The organism is Priestia sp. FSL H7-0729, from assembly GCF_038005685.1.
GTDB lineage: Bacteria > Bacillota > Bacilli > Paenibacillales > Paenibacillaceae > Paenibacillus.
On the sequence record NZ_JBBOTQ010000017.1, the window covers coordinates 77,652 to 99,273 of the forward strand.

Here is a 21,622-nt window from a genome sequence, read left to right on the forward strand (position 1 = left end):
TTTGGATACAGAATAGATGAGTGAACAGCGAAATCAACCTTTCAGGCAATGAATTGACGTTGTTTTGCAAAAAAATGATGGATTACGCAGGGGTTAACACACAAGCTGTCGTCTATTGTATTGGAGAGGAGGGGAGAGTTATTGATGAAGCGCGCGTAATCGAACAAATCCGTCAAGGAGATACATCGCAGATGCGTACTCTGATTGATAAGTATAGCCAGCATGTATACCATGTTGCCTATTCCGTGCTTAGGAACGATCAGGAAGCACAGGATGCAGCTCAGGAGGCGTTCATACAGATGTATAAGTCTCTCCCCGACTACCGATCCGAAGGTTTCAAAACGTGGTTAACCCGAATTGCCTTTCACAAAGCGATTGATGCCAAACGTAAGCTGGGCAGACGAACGGCTGAGGATCTGGGTGGAGAAGAAAAAATAATAAACATGCCCGGACGGGATGAAGACGTTCTTACCCGTCTCGTTCGTGAGGAACGTCAGGATCAACTTCGTGAACGAATTAATCAGTTGCCTGCTCAGCACCGTGACATTATCACTGCGTATTATCTAAGCGAAAAAAATTATGAGCAGATTGCCAGTGATGCACAGGTGGCTGTGAAGACTGTGGAATCCCGCTTGTATCGTGCACGGCAGTGGATTCGAAAACATTGGAAGGAGGATGAATGGCGTGAGTAAACAGGAGAAGTATACCGCTGCGCAATGGACTGATTATATCGAAGGCCACATGAGTGAAACTCAAGCGAACCAAATGGAACAGCTTTTGATGGAAGATCCGGATGCGATGGACAGTTATTTGGAAGCACTCGGTATCCATGGAGAGCTGCCTCTGCTACATGACCCAACAGGGTTTGCGGATTCAGTCATGCATCGGATTGAGGGCATTCAATCACCCAAGGTACAACGCCAATCCCGTGCTGGACGAAACCGGCGCTGGCTTGAACATAAAGTGTTCCATTACGCGGTAGCGGCCTGTTTGACATTGATCTTCCTCTCGTCTGGACTTTTTGACAAGGTAGCACCATATCACAAGTTCCAGGATGGCGACCACAGAGGGTCATTTACCGAGAAATGGACGGAGGCAGCCACTTCATGGCTGGATAACCTCAAGCCTAAACCATAAATAGTTTCGCATTGCCTGAAAAGAAAGGATGACGACTGTGCACTCAGATCGTAACAAATTACTCGCATTTCTATTAAACCTGATACCCGGTCTCGGTTTTATGTATTGGGGTCGAGCCGCAAGAGCCGTAATCTACCCATTGCTTTTTTTTGGAACAGCTGTTGGTTCATTCATGCTGGCAATGCTGCTTGCTGAACATGATTTATTGATTATTGGTGCCATTTTTTCGGCTTTCTTCTGGGGAATCAGTATGCTGGACATGATTATTGTTCTACTCCGTGCTCCTTCTGCTCGTGATGCTCATTACAGGGGATACGGAGCGCACTACGGACCACAACAAGGACCAGCCTACCAGGGAGCATACATGGGTCAGCAAGGGCCTATGGAACATACGAAGGAAGATGAGCTGCATCAGCATCCAGGTAGTGAATATGGTCACCATGAGGGTGTTTATGGCCAACCGATGTATCGAAAAGGCACTGAGGGTGAACGCTTCTTCACCATTTTGCTCTCATTTGTTCCAGGATTGGGACATCTTCATCTTGGACTGTTACATCGCGGTTTATCATTCCTGATGGCGTTTTTTGGTTCATTTGCCATGATGGTTTTTGTGGCCTCAATCACCAATGAATCGGTGTTTTTAATGTTCCTGCTCATACTGCCTGTAATTTGGGTATACTGCATGTTTGACGCAGTGCAGCATGTCCATCGTAAGCAGGCTGGTGAGGTGCTGCAGGATCGGACCTTATTCGAAGAATTGGAAATGGGCAGAGTAGCCGGTAGACGCAGCAAAGTGCTTGCAACGCTGCTATCCGCTTTTCCAGGTGCAGGCCACCTCTATCTGGGATTGCAAAAAAGAGGCATGCAATTAATGTTCCTGTTCCTTGCAAGCATCTATGTGCTGGACCTGCTTCATTTATCGGTGTTCCTTTTCATGATTCCGTTGATCTGGTTCTACAGCTTCTTTGATGGGCTACAGTGCTCGAGTCGTTATGGACGTGAGCCATTGGTTGATCAACCAATCTTCAAGGATTGGGCCCGACATCAGCGTCTGATTGGATTCGGGATCGCAGCGTTGGGTCTCTATTACCTGGCAATCCGGCTTGTCATTCCACAGCTGAATGAGCTGTTCCCTAATGCATTTATGACGTATGAGATCCGTTCCTATTTGAACACCGTCATTGTATCCTTGCTGCTCATTTTTGGCGGTTTGAAACTGCTGTTTGGCAAGCAACGGGGTGCGGGCACAAATCATGCGGTTCATCGGAATGAAGATCAAGCAGATAGCCTCTTTTTATTCAAGGATCGGGATGATCGACTGTAGAGTGACTTAAAGAATAGTTACACTGATATTACGATGACAGAGCAACCTTTCAATCACTGTTATCCCACAAACAAAAAAACACGCCAAGGGCTATGTATACCTGCCTGTGGCGTGTTTTTGGTTGTGCAGCTTTGATTTGTAATAAATGAATGCTATTTCGTAGCACCCTTCAGCAGAAGCTGACGGTACATTACTTCGAACAGGAATTCGAAAGCTTCCAGATGACGTTTTGCTTCAAAAGCATCTTTGCCCCACGCATATATGCCGTGATTACGAAGCAAGATTCCTGGCACTTTGGCATCAAGAACATCCGGTACCAATTCAGCAATGGAAGGAATATCTGCAAAGTTAGGCAGAACCGGTACACGAATCTCCGCATTTTCTTCCCAAATGTTGAAAGCCTTAATTAGTTCGATGCCCTGAATCGGTACGTGTCCATCTGCTCCAAAGAATTCACTGATCAGGTTGTTGAACACGGTATGCACGTGGAATACAGCACCGCAGCCGGTCAAACGATAGATTTCACAGTGAATTAACGTTTCGGCACTTGGTTTCAACGTAGTTGTCTCAATTGCTTTGCCGTGTTTGTCCACAAAAAGAAAGTCTTCCGGTGTACGTAGAGATTTGTCTTTGCCTGAGGCAGTAACCGCAAAATAAAATTGCTCCGGGTCAAAATCTCCTACACGCATCGACAGATTGCCACTTGTTCCAGGGAACCAGTTACGACTGGCGAACAATGCTTTAATATCAGCCAGCTCTTCAAGGACCTGGCGTTTGTGTTCCAATGTAATCTTTTCAAAGCCCATCGTTTACAGCACTCCTTGTGTTTGCTTCTGTTTCATATCTTCGATGATATCGTAAAAGGTTGCGAATGGTACATGGTCCACACCAAGTTCTATGCACTTGTCCGTCAGGATGGAACGGGAGTAGACCATATCCGCTATTTTGGCACCTTCGAAATCCGTCAGACTGTCTCCGATGAGGATACGATTGTATTGTTCTGCCGGGAATGTACGAATCACGGTTGTTTTGCACATGCCGCAGCCGTTCTCACAAGGAGGCTGGCAGGGATGCGGCCATTCAATCCGGATGGTTTCACCAGAGAAGTCAGCGCCGTTGCAATAGACATGATCCTGAGGGATATCAAAGGGCGCCAGTAAGGGTTCGATAAAGAAGTCCATACCACCGCTGGTCACATTGAATTCAATCCCTTCGCCGCGAACATAGTCAAGAAATTCGCTGAACCCTTCACGAATGCCCGCTTGTCCAAGCACAAATTCGACAATTTCGTCTTTCTGCGATGCAGGCAACAGAGCGAACATGGCTCCAACCCCTTCACGCAGCGAGATGTTCTGCTCAATCGTATCTTTCATAATCGCTTCAATGCCCTCAGGCTTGAAATGTTTCATGATCGCGACAATATTGTCCGAGAGGGTAATCGTACCGTCAAAGTCACAGAAGATGACTGTTTTCTTATCACTTCTCATCGTTCGCCACCCCACAGGTCCAAGGCGCTTTTCAGCTCCGGATGCTCGGTTGCATATTGCGCGAGTGGAATGGAACGCTGAGCTGCCTCAATCGCCTGCAGGAATGCACGTCCGCCTGCCTCAGTGCCCATAGGATGTCCATGAATACCGCCACCAGCATTAACGATGACATCTGTACCAAAGTCGCGCAAAATGAGCGGTACAAGGCCTGGATGGATGCCGGCTGAAGGCACTGGCATACTGGTTCGTACAGGCAGATCAGCTGTCAGTAATTGCTCCGTGATCGCCATATTTTCTTCCTTCGGCATCGTTACCGAGCCATATGGAGAAGGGAAGAGCACCAGATCGGCGCCCGCAAGACGCATCAACTGGCCAAGTACAACCGAAGCCGAGATGCCATAATGTGGTGAAGGGTACAATGCACCTGCAAGAGCAGGGTGAGCCATAATCGGCACATTAATATCAGGATCACTGCTGAGTTCATGCAGGACATCATATCCGTAGGACAATACGTTGAATAACAATGCATTCGCTCCTGCGCCAATGGCACGTTCAGCCTGCTGCTTCAGACGAGATGTAGGTCCTGTGAGGTTGGTTGCATACAGTAGCTTCTTGCCTGTCTCCTGGCGTGCCTGTTCGGCAGCTTTCATGCAGACTTCGACTCTTTTTTCGATAGGTGTCAATTTATTCTCGAACAGAATCTCATCGTCCTTGATCAGATCAACGCCACCAAGAGCCTGACGAATAAATTGTTCACGCAGTTCATCTGCATTTAGCCCAATAACTGATTTGAAGATACTCATTAACAGTGGACGATCATGTACACCAAGCAGATCACGAACACCATTCAGTCCAAACTTGGGCCCCGGGAATGCACTTAGGAAACCATCCGAGAAACCAAGCTTGGTAAGTTTAATTCGGCCATCCATTGAGATTTTGCCAAAGACCGTCACGAGCAGGGCAGGAATATCACGGCTAAAGTTGACATCAGGATAGCCGATGGTAATGTCAGCGTAACGCTCACCCGCAGCCATTCCTTCAGCTTCATTTACTTCTACGCTGATTACTTCACCCAGATGTTTCTGCATCGCTTCACGCTGAGCTTGTGGCAACTCTGTCCAGCTACCCACGGTCATGCCGATTGCAATGGACTCGGCCTTCTTGCGAAAGTCTGCACGATCATCATGCAGACGATATGTGGCTGTGCACATGTTATTCATTTTTTAAATCTCCTTCCAAAGCAGCTCCCATCTCCCGTGAGCGCTCTGCACAGCGGTTGACGGCAGCGATTACATTTTCAAAGAAATCACCTTCGTCCAGCGTCTTCAGTGCTGCTTGTGTTGCCCCTCCCGGGGATGTCACATCACTGCGAAGCTTCATCGGCTCCAAACCGGTTTGCTGTACCATGCGTGACGCGCCGAGCACCGTCTGAACAGTGAGATCACGAGATTGCTGACTGGATAAGCCACCACGAATACCTGCGGCAATCATGGCCTCCATTAAATAGTATACATAAGCAGGGCCGCTTCCGGAAATGCCTGTGAGTACTTCGAGTTTATCCTCAGGTACAATGGTTACGATTCCGACCGCTTCAAACATGGTCATCACCGTACTGCGCTGCTCATCCGTAATTTCCGCAGAGAAGGCAAGTCCGGTTGCACCAAGTCCGATGGTACTGGATGTATTCGGCATGGTTCTGGCAATTGGCTGTTTACGTCCGAGCAAGGATTGCATCGTGCGGATCGATAACCCGGCAATGACAGATACGATCAGTTGATCAGGTGATAACAACGGACCCAGTTCGCGCAACGCTGCGGCAGCATCTTTGGGTTTCATACACAGTACAATGACCGGAGTGGAGGCAAGATGGTCCAGAGATTGTGAGGCCGTTCCGGTATGTACTGCATAACGGGTACGGAGCTCCTCCTGACGTTTCTGGTTGCTGCGGTTCAGCATCGTAATATCCTGAGGACGAACGACTAGGCGGGAGATCAGTCCGCGCACGATGGCTTCAGCCATCGCGCCTGCTCCGTGGAAAGTAATCTTTTGTTGTAGTAACGTCTGCTGCTCTTGACTCATATTTATCGTTCCTCCTATATAACTGGTACTGATATATTATTGACGAATCTGTCCATTGCCTGTAATACGATATTTGGTTGATGTCAGTGCTGGCAGCCCCATCGGTCCACGTGCATGCAGTTTCTGGGTGCTGATCCCGATCTCGGCTCCATAGCCAAATTCGAACCCGTCCGTGAAACGTGTGGATGCGTTATGGTAGACGGCTGCTGCATCCACATCATGCATGAAGCGCTCTGCATGGGCTGTATCCCGGGTTACGATACACTCGGAATGTTTGGTTCCGTAATGAGCGATGTGCTGCATGGCTTCGTCTAGGTTCTCAACCACACGAATATTTAAAATATAATCATTGTACTCGGTCGCATAGTCTTCCTCGGTTGCCTCAAGGGCGGTAGGGACAAGACGGCGCACCGTGTCGCAACCTTTCAAGACCACACTCGCCTCACGGAATTGCTCGGCAAGAGCAGGTAGGTGCTCTTCCGCGTATGCGGCATGCAGCAATAACGTCTCCATGGAGTTACATACGGATGGGCGTTGTGCCTTGGCATTGATGGCAATTTCGGTTGCCATCAAGGGATCAGCTGATTCATCCACATAGGTATGACAGATGCCTGCTCCGGTTTCAATCACAGGTACGGTCGCATTGGCAACCACATTACGAATAAGAGAGGCCCCGCCGCGTGGAATAATAACGTCCAGCAATCCGTTCAGTTTGAGCATTTCATCTACGGAAGCACGGTCCGCATCTTCAACCAGTTGCAGTGAGTCGGCAGGCATGGCTGTCGTTGCCAGTGCATGATGCAGAACCTCTACAATTTTGCGATTGGAGGACAGGGCAGAGGAGCCGCCGCGCAGAAGCACTGCATTACCTGTTTTGAGGCATAGTCCGGCTGCGTCTACGGTGACATTAGGACGAGCTTCGTAGATGATACCGATTAGACCAATAGGCACTCTTAACTTTTCGATATGCAATCCGTTGGGGCGTGTGAATGTCTCCAATACTTCACCGACAGGATCAGGCAGATCTGCAATCTGACGTAGTCCTTCGGCAATGCCTGCGATACGTTCCTTATTAAGTGCGAGTCGATCCAGCATGGATTCCGGCGTGCCTTGCTCTCTGCCGCGTTCGAGATCTTCAGCGTTTGCCACAATGATGGAATCCGTCTCCGTAATCAATGCATCGGCCATGACACGAAGTGCCGCATTTTTCTGTTCAGTATTTAATCGGTTCAGCTGTGTAACCGTGGCTTGAGCTTTGCTGGCTTTTTCTCTGACTTCACTCATCGTAATTCCTCCTCATATATATAAAGTTAAAGTTTTAACCTCATGTTGGACTAAAGATTATTCACACAGACACTACGATGACAGAATAACCTTCCAATCGCTGTTACCCCCAGATTTTTTTGATTCCCTTTTCTAAAGGGAAAATCCGGGGATAAGCGTATGCTTCCGATGTAGCTTTCTTTCAGAAAGCTTTTAGGCGAAGGCTCCGCTTTTTCAGATTTTTTCTGTCCTCTCCGTTACGTGTAAATGATTAGTTTAACTTAGTATAGCTTCATGTTTATTTTAACGTAATCCACTCGTCTCTATGAATAACCTCGAGCCTGTGGATACTAGCAAGTTGTTTCATCACTTCGCCACTGGGAAGTCCTGCGATGAGTCGAAGCTGGTCATCATCATAATTGACAATACCTCGACCAAGCAAGGTTTCATCCAGTCCAATGACTTCTACGACGTCTCCGGCATGAAACGTTCCCAGTACGCGTTTGACCCCTACAGGCAGAAGACTGTGCCCTCCATGAACCAGGGCCTCTTCAGCACCATCATCCACAACGACGGTTCCCAGCGGAGTAGACATGAAGCCAAGCCACTGCTTTTTACGGGATAGTGAAGCGAGTCGTGTCTCAAAGTAAGTACCTTTACCCGTGCCATCAACAGCCCGTTGCATATCTCCAGGTTCTTTCACACTTCCTACAAATACGGGCACGCCTCCGCGTGTAGCAACCTTGGCTGCATCGACTTTGGATCGCATTCCGCCTGTGCCAACCGATGAACCTGAGCCTCCAGCAAAAGCGTAGATCTCAGCCGTGATTTCAGGGATACGGTCGTAGCGTACGGCAGACGGATCTTTACGCGGGTCAGCGGTGTACAACCCATTGGTATCCGTAAGGATGATCAGATGCTGTGCCTTCACCAGGTTCGCAACCAATGCTGACAACAGATCGTTATTCCCAAATTTCAATTCGTCCACCGATACGGTATCATTCTCATTGAAAATCGGAATCACTCGCTGTTTGAGCAGTTCTTCTACGGTCATGCCTGCATTTCCCATACGTTTACGACTGTGAAAGTCTGTACGGGTTAACAGGATTTGTGCCGTAGTAACGCGGTGCGCTGCAAAAGCCTGTTGATATGCTTGCATCAATAATGCCTGCCCAACCGCCGCTGCCGCTTGTTTCTCATGCAGAAGTTTAGGGCGCTGAGGGTAACCGATCTCCCTGAATCCGGCAGCTACCGCTCCAGAGGTGACCAGAAGTACTTCATGACCCTGATCAGCCAATGCGGCAATCTCTCCGGCAAAAAAAGTAATCGAACTGCGATCCAGACCGCCTTCTTCCGTGGTAAGCGAGCTGCTTCCAATCTTAACTACAATACGTGAAGTCATGGTTTCACTTCCTTAAACATGATTAATACGTGCTTCTGGAGCAGGCTTTAGCGGGTACAAAAAAAACTCCCGCCCTTTAGTTAAAAAGGACGAAAGTTCGTTACTTCCGCGGTACCACCTTTATTGATGATCAGATCATCCGGCTTCATGCCCTGTAACAGAAGGCACTGTCCTGTACGTAACAGGCCGCTCAGGGGTAGGTTTCAGAGAAGAGCCGCGGTAAATTCTTTCAGCAGGGTGGAATTTACTCTCTGTGCGCGACTGATATTCTCTTACTGGTCCCGTCATCACGTTTCGTTCAATATTTCTTATAACATACCATGGAAACTTGGCATATGCAAAGGGGTTATCGTCCTGTAAATTACTTGAATAAGTTCAGCTTGCCAATCCGTTCCACAGCTTCGCGTAATCGGTTTTCATCACTGAGCAGTCCTGCGCGGACATAGCCTTCACCATGTGAACCAAAACCGACACCTGGGGCGACTGCCACCTTGGCTTCCCGCAGCAACAAGTCCGCAAATGAAGCAGAGGTATAACCTGCAGGTACAGGCAACCAGCTGAAGAACGAACCTGCCGGTTTCGAAGCTTGCCAGCCAATGGAAGACAGCGCATCATAAAAGGCATTGCGACGGGATTCATAACGTGAAACCAGGGAAGAGACACATTCCTGAGAGCCTGTAAGTGCTTCCGTTGCCGCAGCCTGAATTCCACCGAAAAGACTGACATAGATGTGATCCTGAAGCAGATTGATTTTAGAAACAATCTCTGCATTACCGAGTGCGAATCCAACACGCCATCCAGCCATATTGTACGTTTTGGATAACGTATAGAACTCAATGCCTACTTCTTTGGCACCAGGGGCTTGTAAGAAACTTACGGGACGATGCCCGTCGAACCCTATCGCTCCGTAAGCAAAATCACTGGCAACGACGATTTGATTTTGAATGGCGAATTCAACCGTGTCTTCGTAGAAGGACAGTGGAGCTGTTGCTGATGTTGGGTTGTTGGGATAGTTGAGGAACATCAGCTTGGCTTTCTCCCGATCTTCGGCTGTAACTGCTTCGTAATCCGGCAGGAAAGCATTGGACTCCAGCAAAGGCATAAATGACATGTTTGCTTTCGCGAGTGCAACACCAGACCAGTAGTCCGGGTAGCCTGGATCTGGAACGAGAACGGTGTCACCGGGGTTAAGCAGGACCTGAGGTAACTGAACCAGTCCTGTTTTGCCTCCGAACAGAATGGCTACTTCAGTCTCGGGATCAAGATCAACATTGTAATCTTCCTTATAACGTTTGGCGACAGCTTCCTTCAGGAAAGAGTGCCCTCTAAAAGGGGAGTATTTGTGGTAGAGAGGATTTTCTGCCGACTCTTGCATTGTTTTCACAATATGAGGAGGTGTAGGTGTATCCGGGTTCCCCTGCCCCAGATTGATCACATCATGTCCATTTGCGATTTCACGATTTACATTTTGAACAAGGGTAGCAAAAAATTGCGTTGGCAGCTGTGTCATTACATCAGAAGTCGGTATCGTAAAGGCTGAACGAGCAGTTATATGGTCTGAATGGGTCATTAGCTTCATCACTCCGGTTATTAAAAATGGCAAATAGTTCTCATTAATTTATCACGCCAATCCCGAGCTGTATAGAGGGAAATACACTTGAATATACAGTACAAAGGAGCAAAGAGCGGAGTATTGTACAAAACTGAAAGTGCTCATTTCGTTTTGTCCATTGAGCTGAGAGAAGCCATGTTTTATGATAATATCCGATAATGATAATCAATATCATTAAATTCTAGCACAACGCACATGATATAGGGGGAGAAATAGAAATGAAAAAGGGCATACGAAATACGGGAGTATTATTAACGATCACATGGTTATCCATCCTGCTACTGGCTTGTGGAAATCAGGCTGCAACACCTGTTGCTGGCGCAGATGATTCCAAAGCAACCACAGAAACTCAGGCTGAGGGAAAGGCAACCAATCAGGAACAAACTGCAACGGAAGAGACAACGAATGAGGGTGAGACCCGGGTATTCAAAGATTGGACTGGCCATGAGGTTGAGGTTCCTGTAAATCCGAAGCGAGTTATCTATCATGGAGAAGTTACAGGGGATCTGCTCGCGCTTGGTGTTGTTCCTGTTGGCATACTTCGTCAAGAGGGAACCGTATTTGATGATCAGATTGCTCAGGCAGAAGACGTAGGATTTCCGATCAGTGTGGAAAAGGCGTTAGACCTGAATCCCGATCTGATCATTTTCTCAAACAGTGACGAGGGGCAATATGATCAGATCGCAAAGGTTGCACCCACAGTTACATTTGATTCGTTTGGTTTAATAGAAGATCGCATGCGTATCCTTGGCGATTTGTTGAATAAGAAGCAAGAAGCGGAGGATTGGATTACGGCTCATCAAAAAGCAACAGAAGAGATGTGGACGCAACTTCATGAGAACGGATTGAAAGAAGGGGAGACTGCTTCGGTATTCACCATGTATCCCGGGAATCGTCTGTTTGTCATGGCGGGTGCAGGATTGCCACAGTTGTTATATGGAAAAGACGGGCTGAAGCCAACCGCGGAAATCCAGAAAGTATTGGATGAAGGCATGGGATTTGTAGAGATTTCGACTGAAAAATTATCTGAATTTGCCGGTGATCGAATATTTATTCTGGATCCTGTGACCGACGATGCGAAGCAATCCACCAAGGAATTGCTGGATAGTACAATCTGGAAGAACCTGCCTGCGGTGAAAGAAGGAAAAGTATATCGTTTTAATATCGTAAAAGCTTCTAGTGATGCTCTTTCCAGAGAGTGGCTGTTACAAGAGCTGCCAAAACAGATGATTCAATAATGGTGACGAGCTAGTGAGGCAGCAGTAACACCTTTAAGTAATGCAGTTATAAAAAAGTGAAAGGGGCCTTCAACATTTCGTTGAACGCTCTTTTTTGCTGATTAAACTCATATCTGGATTATTAACAATCGCTCGCTTATAATCAGACCATACAGAATGATTGATAATTATTCTCATTTTAGAAAAACGAGGTGAACCGACATGCAGGCTTTGGATGCCGATGGGGGAGCGTTGTTCTTTTCAGCATTCATGTTTCGGCTGGATCATCTGATACGTCGAATTGAACCACCTGAACAGGTGATGCTGGAAGTTGCTTGCGAGAAACATGCCTTCCTGATCTGTGAAGAAGGGGATGGGCGTTTATATATAGGACATGAACAGTATCCGTTTACTACGGGATGTGTTTATCCGCTTTCTCCGGGAGAGGGTTACCAGATTGAACATCGTAATAATTTGGAATTGAATTATATCATAATGGATTATGATGTTATTCATCTGTTGACGGGTGATCCCGAGCTCTTTACCCGTTCTGTATTTGAGCATAGAAACCAATTGAATGGTTATCCCTATGCTCCGTTAAGTGGATTACTGGAGCAGATGTATGTCATTCAGAATTATAAAACAGATGCCGAATACAGTCATTTGAATACACAGTTCCAAAAATGGATGGAGATGATCATTACCCGGTACACCTCTCCGAAGACGGAACAGAGTATGGAAGCAAGACTACACAGTACGATTCAGTATGTGGACGACCATTATGCTGAAGAGATCACTGTACAGAAACTGGCACGTCTTGCGGAGATCAGACCTGTACAATTTACGACTCTTTTCAGACAACTCACGGGTCAGAAGCCGCTTGATTATGTAAATCATGTACGCATCAGACATGCCAAGGAATGGCTTCGCAAATCGGATGAACCACTTCGGGATATCGCGAGTCGTGTGGGGTTTAAGGATGAGTATTATTTCAGCAGGCGTTTTCGCCAAATGACTGGATTATCTCCTCGTCAATATGACAGATCTATTCAGCAGCAAACGTTGGTACAAGATTGGTTGGGTCATGATGTGAATATTCCAGTAAACCCGGAGCGAATTATGTTTTACGGAGATTCAGCTGGAGATCTGCTGATGTTGGGCATTTCGATATTGGGAGATCAGACCTATGACGCGGTTGCTCCGGTTAATGTGGAAGCCGCTGTTATCATGAAGCCGGATTTGATTATCTTTGATAGCAACAACGAACAGCAATATGAACAACTTTCTCGCATTGCACCAACACTCGCTTATAATTCACATGCCATGTTGAAAGAGCGAATGCACAGATTGGGCAACTGGTTTGGCAGACAACCGCAGGCTGAACAGTGGCTAACCTCCTATGAAAAGAGAACGGAAGAGATGTGGGCGAAGATCCATACAGCGATTAAAAAGGGGGAAACGGCTTCCGTATTTACATACCATCGGGGTGCACGATTATTTGTTATGGGCAATATCGGGCTGGCGCCATTGCTATACCATCCGATGGGGTTCAAGCCGGTTACCAAAGTGAAGGAAGCACTTGCGGCAGGCAGAGCCTACAAGGAAATTTCAGCTGAAGCGGTACGTCAGTATGCGGGAGATCATGTATTTGTTATGCTGGCTGAGGAAGCCGTGGCAAGAAAGGCTACAGAGAAGCTTATGAAAAGTCCCAGTTGGCAAGTCCTTCCGGCTGTGCAGAATGGACGGGTGTATGCTGTGGAGGAGTCGATCTGGAATGTGGGTGATGCACTCACGGGCGATCGATTGCTGACCCTGCTGCCTGAGTTATTGTGTGCAAGTTCATAACAAAAACAGGCTTGCAGACTTCAAGAGGATCAAGCTATGATAGCAGGTATTACGGTTCAGAGGAGTGCTTGTCATGACAGAACAACAACAGGGAGAAATGCGCGTAGCCCTGATTCAGGGTGATATTCAGCTCGGAGACCCTGAGGCTAATCATAAACATATGCAATCGTTGCTTGAGCGTGCGGTAGAACAATATCCGGATCTGGGGCTGGCTGTGCTGCCTGAGATGTGGAATACCGGATACGCCTTGACGCAAATTCATGAACTCGCTGACCCGGAAGGCCAGAAATCTCGGGAATGGCTGTCTGCTTTTGCTCAAAAACATCAAATTTCCATCGTTGGCGGTTCAATTGCTGAGAAACGGGATGGTCAAATATACAATACAATGTACGCGTATGATACTGAAGGAAAACAGGTCACTCGGTACGATAAATTACATTTGTTCCGTCTGATGGACGAGGAGAAATATTTACAGCCTGGTGCGGAACCTGAAATTTTTGAATTGCAGAACGGTCTTACTGCGGGTGCTTCGATCTGTTACGACATCCGGTTCCCGGAACTTGCCCGCACTCTTGCGTTAAATGGTGCCAAGGCATTGATTGTACCGGCCGAATGGCCGAACCCTCGTCTGCACCACTGGCGTACATTGCTTACGGCACGAGCGATTGAGAATCAGATGTATGTGATTGCCTGTAACCGTGTGGGAAAAGGGGGAGACACCGAGTTTTTCGGACATTCTCTCATCATTGATCCGTGGGGTGAGATTGTGGCTGAAGGTGGCGAAGGGGAAGAGATCGTGACCGGAATCATTCGCCCTTCCCTGGTAGATGAGGTTCGCGGGCGTATTCCCGTGTTTGAAGACCGTCGACCTGGCGTTTATTTTGGCGATAAATAAAAAAGTGAAATAAATTCTGCAGAAAAAGTGTTTATTCTTCCAGGACACGGGTAATGATAACTATCCCGTTACCAAGGAGATGATCAATCAATGGACAACCATGTGAAAGATACGCTCAGGAGACTGGAACAGGATAACACAAGGGAAGATCACTTAAGGGCATTCTTAAAGAATGGAGCAGGAGGGCTATCACCGCCTGATTCAACTGTTCAGGACGAAGGCCGTGTCATGAATCAGCAAAACAGGCTGACAAGCGATCGTAATTTGCGAAAATAAACCGCCACACATGAAGTTTTCTTATGTACGTTTCTACATTAACACTATAAATTAGCATTAAAGCTAAACAACTTAACAAGCAACATTGTACTCTAACCAGTTACTGTGATTGCGATGTAAGAACTCTATCCTGCGGATTCAGGAAACGAGTATAAAACAAAGGCTTGGCCCATAAGGGTCAAGCCTTTGTTTTGGTTCAGTGTTAAATGTCCCGATACATACAGGAGTAATTACTTAGTCTCCCTTTGACAATTCAGTCACAGTTTGTTGAAACGTATGAATGAATGCTTCGGCTGCCTTCGACAGTACTCTTCCTTGACGATAAGCCACAACAAGTGTTCTGCTGGGCGTTGGCTCTGCAAGCGGCACGTACACAGGTACAAATTCACTGCGCGGTGCACGGGCAATGAAGCGTGGAACCAGTGTAATGCCCATCCCGGTGGCGACCAGTGACTGAACGGTTTCAATATTGGTGCTCTCGAACACAACCTGGGGATCAAAACCGGCTTGCTCACAGAGGTCAAATGTAAGTTTGCGGAATCCCTGTCCTTTTTTCAATAAAACAAAGGGTTCATCGCGAAGCTCTTCAATTCGCACAGGAAGCGGATTCTCCGGATCTGCCCTGCGTGCCAGAGGGTGATTGGGGGGAACCGCCAGATCAATCCGTTCTTCGCCAATAGTTACATAAGACAAGCTTGGTTCTTGTAAAGGAAGAGATAGCAGACTCAGATCAGCTTTGCCGCTTGCTGTCAATTTCTCAAGGGTAAGCCCGGAGTCTTCCAACAAGGTGACTTCAATCTCGGGATACGCTTGCTGGAATGCAGGAAGTACGTGTGGGAGAAGATGTGAACCTGTGATCGGCATGCTGCCCACAACGACTTTACCTTTGCGAAGCTGGGAGATGTCTGACATTTCCTGACGCAATAACTCCATGGCATCTACGATCTTCTGGGCTTGCTCGACAAACGTGACACCTGCATGGGTTAACTCTACGGTACTCGTATTACGCTGAAACAGCAGTACTCCCAATTCTTTTTCCAATTTGGATAATTGCTGGCTTAATGAAGGTTGGGCAATATGCAGTTTTTCTGCTGCCCGGGAGAAATTGCGTTCGGCCGCGATTTGCAGCGTATATTGAAGTTGTCTGAATTCCATCGTCATTGGTCATTCCTTTCGTTATGCCATCATTATATCACTATAGATAAAGAAATCATTGTCTATGCCGGAACTAACGGTGAACTCAATTATTAAGAGGCGACTTCTTTATTTTGTATAAAAACATTGACAGCGACGAAGCGGGAACGTACTATAAGACTTATATGATAATGATAATTGTTATCAATTTAAACCTCTGCGATGAGCAGTGGTTTATTTGCCTTTCTCTTATTATAGGTTAAACCTATTACATCTATAGATATTATATCTTGGAACAATGAAGGACAGGGTGATATATTTATGTCATTCAAGAGCTTCACTTTTTAAAGCCAACAGAGGCTCTTCCAAGGACCGAACTTATGATGAGGTGAAAATGATGAGTAAAAAAACGATGTTTGAGAAAATTTGGGAAAATCATGTAATTCATCAAGAAGAAGGCAAACCAAGCATTCTGTATATCGATCTGCATCTGGTGCACGAAGTAACTTCTCCGCAGGCATTTGAAGGACTTCGTCTGAGTGGACGTAAAGTTCGTCGCCCTGAGCTGACATTTGCAACAATGGACCACAACGTTCCAACCAAAGACCGCTTCAACATTACAGATCCAATCTCCAAACAACAAATTGATACACTTTCGCAAAACTGCCGTGATTTCGGCGTGAAGTTGTATGATCTGGACACGGTTGATCAAGGCGTTGTGCACGTTATGGGACCTGAACTGGGTCTGACTCACCCGGGTAAAACGATTGTATGTGGTGACAGTCATACATCCACACACGGTGCGTTTGGCGCACTAGCATTCGGGATTGGAACAAGTGAAGTTGAACACGTTATGGCGACTCAATGTTTGCAACAAGCGAAAGCTAAAACAATGGAAGTTCGTTTTGTCGGCAAACGTAACCCGGGTGTAACCGCGAAGGATATGATCCTTGCAGTCATTGCCAAATACGGTACAGACTTTGCAACAGGTTATGTTATCGAGTACACAGGTGAATCCATCCGTGAATTGAGCATGGAAGAGCGTATGACGGTTTGCAACATGTCCATCGAAGGTGGAGCAAGAGCCGGATTGATCGCTCCGGACGAAACAACATTCGAATATCTGCGTGGACGTGAATACGTACCAGCGGGTGCGAAGTTCGATGAGGCCGTAGCAGGCTGGAAACAGCTTGTAACCGATGAAGGTGCAGAGTTCGACCATGTGGTTGAAATCGATGTGGAAACATTGATTCCACAAGTAACTTGGGGAACAAGCCCTGGCATGGGAACCGACATTTCTTCGAAAGTTCCTGTTCCGGCTGAATTGCCTACCGAAAACGAACGCAAAGCGGCTGAAAAAGCGCTTGAATATATGGGACTTGAGCCGGGAACACCAATTGCCGAGATTCCAATTGACTATGTATTTATCGGTTCTTGCACCAATGGTCGGATCGAAGATCTGCGTGCAGCTGCAAAAGTGGCTAAAGGTCACACGGTATCCAGTCAGGTTACAGCAATTGTTGTACCAGGTTCAGGACGAGTTAAAATCCAAGCAGAACAAGAAGGTTTGGATAAAATCTTTACGGAAGCCGGCTTTGAATGGCGTGATGCGGGATGCAGCATGTGTCTGGCAATGAACCCGGATGTATTGAAGCCAGGACAACGTTGTGCTTCAACGTCCAACCGTAACTTTGAAGGACGTCAAGGACGCGGAGGACGTACACATCTGGTATCTCCAGCAATGGCAGCAGCAGCAGCGGTTAAGGGTCACTTTGTGGACGTACGGGACTGGAATTTCAAAACGGAAGCAGCGATCTAATCTATAACAGACAGAAGGGAGAACGTTTAATATGGAAGAATTCAAAACATTACAAGGCATCGTTGCACCGGTAGACCGGGTCAATGTAGATACAGACGCAATCATTCCGAAACAGTTCCTGAAACGGATTGAACGTACCGGATTTGGACAATTTTTGTTCTACGAATGGCGTTTTGATGAAGAGGGTAACAATAATGCCTCCTTCGAAATGAACAAACCTCGTTATGAAGGGGCATCCATCCTGATCTCACGTGCCAACTTTGGCTGTGGATCTTCCCGTGAGCATGCGCCATGGGCAATTATGGACTATGGATTCCGTTGTGTCATCGCTCCATCTTTTGCAGATATCTTCTATAATAACTGCTTTAAGAACGGGATCTTGCCAATCAAGTTGTCAGAAGAGCAAGTGGAAGACTTGTTCCAACGTACAGCTACACATGAAGGCTATGAGATGAATGTAAATCTGGAAGACAAAACGATTACCGATGCATACGGACTGCATATCGATTTTGATCTGGATGAGCATCGTCGTCAATTCCTTTTGCAAGGACTTGACGATATCGGTCTCACTCTTCAACATGATGACGAAATCGCTGCGTATGAGCAACGCCATGCGGCAAAACTGTTCGGTTAATCGCTAAATTAGCTTACAGCAGAAAGCTTCTGCCTCGCCAAAGGGACCTTGTCCCTATGGATGAGACAGAAGCTTTTTTGTAATTTCAGAAGCTAAAATATCTTAATGAGTCATCTATACATAGAACTCCGGATCTTTCTTGATAAAATACTTCAACACGTAATATCTTCAATATATGACATCATGGATACGAAATCGATACACATTCATGTAAAAGAGATGATGTTCTTGATTGTGATCTGCTTTTTTATCTTATTTCCGACTGAATATGACAACGTTGTAACCGGATGAAGGGACAATATCTGATAAACTGATTAGTAGATTATGGAAGGTTACATAGCGCCATTGATGTTACGCTGCAGAGAATCAGGTCGGATGTTCAAAAGACAATAAGAATGGTGGATGAGGTATGAAAAAATGGTCGGCAGCAATCGTTTTTCTTCTGTTCCTATGTTTATTTCCAGTCATGGCCCATGCAGACACCACAACCTCGATTGTACTCGACGGTGTAACCATTAACCAGCAGACGGGAGCACCTGCCGAAAATATCGGAAAGACGGTCATGGTTCCGATTCGAATTGTATCGGAGAATCTGGGTTATAAGGTGAAGTGGGAGAAGGCAACTCAGTCAGTCCAAGTTCAAAAAGGAAACAGCACAATTCAAATGACGGCTGGCAAAGATGCAGCTACAGTGAATGGAAACGTGGTGAATCTGGATTCGCCTCCACTGATCAAACAGGGAACGACGCTTGTTCCGTTACGCTTTGTCGGGGAAGGCATGGGTCTGCGTGTTGGTTGGGACAATGGAACCAAGACAGTAAGCCTATTTAGTGTTCCTCCCGTAGTCGGAACCGAAGGTGACAGTGACCCCGTCGAGGCTCCCGTCCCGGATGGTCTGACAGAGCTTCAAGGGATCACCTTCAGCGGAGATCGGTTGATTGTAGCAACAAACGGGAATATCAGTCCCAAAGTATCCAGTATAGGCGGGCCAGACCGTATTATAGTTGATCTACCTGCAGCTACATTCTCTCAGGAATTCATTCAGGGACAAGCCTCTAACGCGGATGGCAGTGGACAGATTATAGTTACGGATTCATCATTAGTTTCCAAAGTCAGGTATGCCATGTTCAGTAAATCGCCTTCTACCGTGCGTGTAGTTCTGGATCTGAATCAGACGGCTACAGCCAAATGGTCTGTTGGAGACAACAATGTCTTGCTTGTTGACCTGACAGCAACGAATGGAGAACCCACAAGCCAACCGGCAGTACCTACGAATGATGGCAAAACCGTTGTGGTCATTGATCCAGGACATGGTGGTCGTCAATCGGGTGCAGTAAGTTTGTCAGGAGCTTATGAGAAGGATTTCAATCTGGTTGTAGGGCTGAAGGTACAGGCGATCCTTCAACAATACTCAAATATTCAAACAGTCATTACACGCCAGGATGATACAGAGCTTTCACTCAAACAGCGAGTGGATATTGCTGAATTGAATAAGGCAGATGTTTTTGTGTCCATTCATGGAAACAAATTCACAACACCCGTACCTAACGGCGTTGAAACGCTATACAGTCGCAAGGAAAGCAAGACCTTGGCTGATACTCTTCACAAATATGTCTTGCCGATAACAGGACTCAAGGATCGTGGAGTTAAAACGGCTAGTCTACATGTGACCCGTGAAACAACCATGCCTGCTGTGTTACTTGAATTAGGTTTTTTAAGTAATCCTTCAGATGAAGCAGTCATGCTTACAGAAGAATACCAGGACAAATGTGCTCAGGCGATTGTGGACGGAATTGTTGAATTTTTGGGACTCTAAAGTGAATTGTGCGCAAACATGAAGGTAAGAGTAGTACGGTGTTTAGAGATGTATATTTGATAAATAAGGAAAAAATAAGACATTAAAATGTAAAAAAAGCTTGATCTGACAACGTTTTTTTTTCTGTTATGTTGGAATATATTCGCAACTTTTGAGAGCGAGGGGCGTCTAATAGGTGTCTGGTAATGCCCAAACGGTCAGTCGGAGTTGGAAAATGACAACATGCGGCAAAAAAATATGAGAATGGTAGGGGTGAAGGATGAAGAAGTTCGGTTTTTTGGTACTGTTATTTGTCTTTGGGCTCGTATTCCCGGGCTATAGTCACGCAGCAACAGACACGAAAATTATCCTAGACGGAAAAGAAATCGTACAGCCATCGGATGCAAAAGCGGAAATTATTAACAGTAAGGTGATGGTTCCGATCCGGGTTGTGTCCGAAAATCTTGGATATAGCGTGGAGTGGAAGCAGCAAACACAAACGGTGACTATCAGCAAAGACAACACTGCCATGCAGATGATTGTTGGACAGAAGACGGCAACGGTGAACGGCAGTAACGTAAACCTGGATGCCCCGCCACTCGTTAAAAATGGTACTACGCTCGTACCTCTCCGATTTATTGGTGAGGAAATGGGTCTTAAGGTGGGTTGGAACAATACCACGAAGACGGTAACATTAGTTACCCAGAATTCAGGTTCCGGAAACGGGACAACCACACCTCCGAACTCTGGCAATGAAGGCGGAGGATCGGATCAGGAAGGTCTTGTACTGGTGAACGGCATCAGCTTCAGCGACAACCGCTTCATGATTGCAACAAGCGGAAGTACGAAGCCGAACGTCTTCACGATGACAGGACCAGATCGAATCGTTATAGACTTGCCGAATACCGCATTTGCTGATTCGTTCAGTGAAGGACAGGCTCTAGACAGCAACCAGAATGGACAACTCGTCGTTAGCGGCTATCCGGATGTGTCGAAGATTCGTTATTCGTTATACAGCAACAGTCCATCTACAATTCGTTTTGTAATCGATCTGTCCAGTTCAAAAGGGTACAGTGTGCAAAATGATTCCGGACTGGTTATGATTAACCTCGACAATCAAAGTGGTACACCTGCTCCTCCGGTTGGTAATAATGGCAAGAAAGTTGTCGTTATCGATGCAGGTCACGGAGATCAGGATCCTGGGGCAATCGGTGTAACGGGTAAACGTGAAAAAGACTTCAATCTGGCAATGGCTCTGAAAGTGGAAGCCTTGTTGAAAAAAGAATCCAAAATTGACGTTGTGTTAACGCGCAGCGATGATACATTTTTGGCATTGAAAGAACGTGTGAAAATTGCACAGGACATAAAAGCGGATATCTTCATCTCCATTCATGCTAACAGTGGCCCTGCTGCTGCGAACGGTGTAGAGACATTCTATACACGCTCCAACAGCAAAGCACTTGCTACAGTGATGCACAAGTATCTTCTGCAGTCTTCTGGACTGAAAGATCGTGGAGTGAAAACGGCGAGTCTCCATGTAACCCGTGAAACGACAATGCCAGCAGTTCTGCTGGAAGGTGGATTCCTCAGCAATAAGAGCGACGAAGCAGCCCTGTTTACGGAGAGTTTCCAGAACAGTGTTGCCAAAGGTATCGTTGCAGGAATCAAGGAGTATCTGGGAATTAAATAAGGGGCAAGCCCTT

At 46.6% G+C, this 21,622-nt stretch carries 18 protein-coding genes and 1 other annotated feature; of the genes, 10 read left to right on the top strand and 8 right to left on the bottom strand.

The annotated features are described in order from the left end of the window. Window positions 1–191: 191 nt before the first annotated feature. From MHH93_RS25325 to MHH93_RS25335, 3 genes are read left to right on the top strand one after another with little or no spacing between them, the layout of a single operon-like run. A complete protein-coding gene (locus tag MHH93_RS25325) occupies window positions 192–692 on the top strand; it encodes an RNA polymerase sigma factor (protein WP_500056263.1) in 501 nt (166 codons plus the stop codon). Further along, the gene (locus MHH93_RS25330; protein ID WP_500056264.1) at window positions 685–1,137 is read left to right on the top strand and encodes a hypothetical protein; all 453 of its coding nucleotides are present in this window, start codon (window positions 685–687) and stop codon (window positions 1,135–1,137) included. Before MHH93_RS25325 ends, MHH93_RS25330 begins: the two co-directional genes overlap by 8 nt. Window positions 1,138–1,165: 28 nt before the next feature. Then, entirely contained in the window at window positions 1,166–2,461 is a 1,296-nt protein-coding gene (locus tag MHH93_RS25335) for a multi-tm2 domain protein (RefSeq protein WP_500056265.1), read from the top strand. A 152-nt stretch (window positions 2,462–2,613) separates the two neighbouring features. On the opposite strand, the gene MHH93_RS25340 is transcribed toward MHH93_RS25335, so the two are convergent. From MHH93_RS25340 to MHH93_RS25370, 7 genes are all read right to left on the bottom strand, one after another. Further along, entirely contained in the window at window positions 2,614–3,267 is a 654-nt protein-coding gene (locus MHH93_RS25340; protein WP_133385324.1) for a methylthioribulose 1-phosphate dehydratase, read from the bottom strand. A gap of 3 nt (window positions 3,268–3,270) precedes the next feature. Beyond that, window positions 3,271–3,948 (bottom strand): 2-hydroxy-3-keto-5-methylthiopentenyl-1-phosphate phosphatase, encoded by a 678-nt coding sequence (locus MHH93_RS25345; RefSeq protein ID WP_500056266.1) that lies wholly within the window; start codon window positions 3,946–3,948, stop codon window positions 3,271–3,273. After that, window positions 3,945–5,168: a 2,3-diketo-5-methylthiopentyl-1-phosphate enolase gene (locus MHH93_RS25350; protein ID WP_500056267.1), complete on the bottom strand. Its 1,224-nt coding sequence runs from the start codon at window positions 5,166–5,168 to the stop codon at window positions 3,945–3,947. Before MHH93_RS25350 ends, MHH93_RS25345 begins: the two co-directional genes overlap by 4 nt. After that, window positions 5,161–6,027: a pyrroline-5-carboxylate reductase gene (gene proC / locus MHH93_RS25355; protein WP_500056268.1), complete on the bottom strand. Its 867-nt coding sequence runs from the start codon at window positions 6,025–6,027 to the stop codon at window positions 5,161–5,163. The genes MHH93_RS25350 and proC overlap by 8 nt, the downstream gene beginning before the upstream one ends. A 36-nt stretch (window positions 6,028–6,063) precedes the next feature. Further along, a complete protein-coding gene (locus MHH93_RS25360; RefSeq protein ID WP_500056269.1) occupies window positions 6,064–7,311 on the bottom strand; it encodes a glutamate-5-semialdehyde dehydrogenase in 1,248 nt (415 codons plus the stop codon). Between the two features lie 277 nt (window positions 7,312–7,588). Next, window positions 7,589–8,692, bottom strand: coding sequence for a glutamate 5-kinase (gene proB / locus MHH93_RS25365; protein ID WP_500056270.1), 1,104 nt, complete (start codon window positions 8,690–8,692; stop codon window positions 7,589–7,591). A gap of 82 nt (window positions 8,693–8,774) precedes the next feature. Next, window positions 8,775–8,989, bottom strand: a binding site (T-box leader). 64 nt (window positions 8,990–9,053) lie between these two features. Continuing rightward, complete coding sequence (locus MHH93_RS25370; protein ID WP_500056271.1) at window positions 9,054–10,262, bottom strand: pyridoxal phosphate-dependent aminotransferase; 1,209 nt, start codon at window positions 10,260–10,262, stop codon at window positions 9,054–9,056. 260 nt (window positions 10,263–10,522) lie between these two features. Here MHH93_RS25370 and MHH93_RS25375 point away from each other — a divergent pair, with 260 nt between their 5' ends. The 3 genes from MHH93_RS25375 (at window position 10,523) to MHH93_RS25385 (ending at window position 14,261) form a co-directional block, all read left to right on the top strand. After that, a complete protein-coding gene (locus MHH93_RS25375) occupies window positions 10,523–11,542 on the top strand; it encodes an ABC transporter substrate-binding protein (RefSeq protein ID WP_500056272.1) in 1,020 nt (339 codons plus the stop codon). 201 nt (window positions 11,543–11,743) lie between these two features. Continuing rightward, window positions 11,744–13,366 carry an ABC transporter substrate-binding protein gene (locus tag MHH93_RS25380; protein WP_500056273.1) on the top strand — a complete coding sequence of 541 codons (1,623 nt, stop codon included), beginning with the start codon at window positions 11,744–11,746 and terminating at the stop codon, window positions 13,364–13,366. Window positions 13,367–13,439: 73 nt separating this feature from the next. Then, window positions 13,440–14,261, top strand: a complete 822-nt coding sequence (locus MHH93_RS25385; protein ID WP_500056274.1) for a carbon-nitrogen family hydrolase — start codon at window positions 13,440–13,442, stop codon at window positions 14,259–14,261. A 510-nt stretch (window positions 14,262–14,771) separates the two neighbouring features. Here the strand turns inward: MHH93_RS25385 and MHH93_RS25390 are convergent. Continuing rightward, on the bottom strand, window positions 14,772–15,692 hold the full coding sequence (locus tag MHH93_RS25390; protein WP_500056275.1) for a LysR family transcriptional regulator: 921 nt from the start codon (window positions 15,690–15,692) through the stop codon (window positions 14,772–14,774). Window positions 15,693–16,068: 376 nt separating this feature from the next. Here MHH93_RS25390 and leuC point away from each other — a divergent pair, with 376 nt between their 5' ends. From leuC to MHH93_RS25410, 4 genes are all read left to right on the top strand, one after another. Then, a complete protein-coding gene (gene leuC / locus MHH93_RS25395; protein WP_253442662.1) occupies window positions 16,069–17,490 on the top strand; it encodes a 3-isopropylmalate dehydratase large subunit in 1,422 nt (473 codons plus the stop codon). A 31-nt stretch (window positions 17,491–17,521) separates the two neighbouring features. After that, the gene (leuD, locus tag MHH93_RS25400; protein WP_500056276.1) at window positions 17,522–18,124 is read left to right on the top strand and encodes a 3-isopropylmalate dehydratase small subunit; all 603 of its coding nucleotides are present in this window, start codon (window positions 17,522–17,524) and stop codon (window positions 18,122–18,124) included. A gap of 409 nt (window positions 18,125–18,533) precedes the next feature. Then, on the top strand, window positions 18,534–19,940 hold the full coding sequence (locus tag MHH93_RS25405; RefSeq protein ID WP_500056277.1) for an N-acetylmuramoyl-L-alanine amidase family protein: 1,407 nt from the start codon (window positions 18,534–18,536) through the stop codon (window positions 19,938–19,940). Between the two features lie 259 nt (window positions 19,941–20,199). Continuing rightward, entirely contained in the window at window positions 20,200–21,609 is a 1,410-nt protein-coding gene (locus tag MHH93_RS25410; protein ID WP_500056278.1) for an N-acetylmuramoyl-L-alanine amidase family protein, read from the top strand. Window positions 21,610–21,622 lie beyond the last annotated feature (13 nt).

What these genes read in the sequence shown, in the direction of transcription:
- MHH93_RS25325 (WP_500056263.1), top strand. Translation starts at nt 192, where the DNA reads ATGCGTACTCTGATTGATAAGTATAGCCAGCATGTATACCATGTTGCC.
- MHH93_RS25335 (WP_500056265.1), top strand. Translation starts at nt 1,166, where the DNA reads ATGACGACTGTGCACTCAGATCGTAACAAATTACTCGCATTTCTATTA.
- MHH93_RS25340 (WP_133385324.1), bottom strand. Translation starts at nt 3,267, where the DNA reads ATGGGCTTTGAAAAGATTACATTGGAACACAAACGCCAGGTCCTTGAA.
- MHH93_RS25345 (WP_500056266.1), bottom strand. Translation starts at nt 3,948, where the DNA reads ATGAGAAGTGATAAGAAAACAGTCATCTTCTGTGACTTTGACGGTACG.
- MHH93_RS25350 (WP_500056267.1), bottom strand. Translation starts at nt 5,168, where the DNA reads ATGAATAACATGTGCACAGCCACATATCGTCTGCATGATGATCGTGCA.
- proC (WP_500056268.1), bottom strand. Translation starts at nt 6,027, where the DNA reads ATGAGTCAAGAGCAGCAGACGTTACTACAACAAAAGATTACTTTCCAC.
- MHH93_RS25360 (WP_500056269.1), bottom strand. Translation starts at nt 7,311, where the DNA reads ATGAGTGAAGTCAGAGAAAAAGCCAGCAAAGCTCAAGCCACGGTTACA.
- proB (WP_500056270.1), bottom strand. Translation starts at nt 8,692, where the DNA reads ATGACTTCACGTATTGTAGTTAAGATTGGAAGCAGCTCGCTTACCACG.
- MHH93_RS25370 (WP_500056271.1), bottom strand. Translation starts at nt 10,262, where the DNA reads ATGACCCATTCAGACCATATAACTGCTCGTTCAGCCTTTACGATACCG.
- MHH93_RS25375 (WP_500056272.1), top strand. Translation starts at nt 10,523, where the DNA reads ATGAAAAAGGGCATACGAAATACGGGAGTATTATTAACGATCACATGG.
- MHH93_RS25380 (WP_500056273.1), top strand. Translation starts at nt 11,744, where the DNA reads ATGCAGGCTTTGGATGCCGATGGGGGAGCGTTGTTCTTTTCAGCATTC.
- MHH93_RS25385 (WP_500056274.1), top strand. Translation starts at nt 13,440, where the DNA reads ATGACAGAACAACAACAGGGAGAAATGCGCGTAGCCCTGATTCAGGGT.
- MHH93_RS25390 (WP_500056275.1), bottom strand. Translation starts at nt 15,692, where the DNA reads ATGGAATTCAGACAACTTCAATATACGCTGCAAATCGCGGCCGAACGC.
- leuC (WP_253442662.1), top strand. Translation starts at nt 16,069, where the DNA reads ATGAGTAAAAAAACGATGTTTGAGAAAATTTGGGAAAATCATGTAATT.
- leuD (WP_500056276.1), top strand. Translation starts at nt 17,522, where the DNA reads ATGGAAGAATTCAAAACATTACAAGGCATCGTTGCACCGGTAGACCGG.
- MHH93_RS25405 (WP_500056277.1), top strand. Translation starts at nt 18,534, where the DNA reads ATGAAAAAATGGTCGGCAGCAATCGTTTTTCTTCTGTTCCTATGTTTA.
- MHH93_RS25410 (WP_500056278.1), top strand. Translation starts at nt 20,200, where the DNA reads ATGAAGAAGTTCGGTTTTTTGGTACTGTTATTTGTCTTTGGGCTCGTA.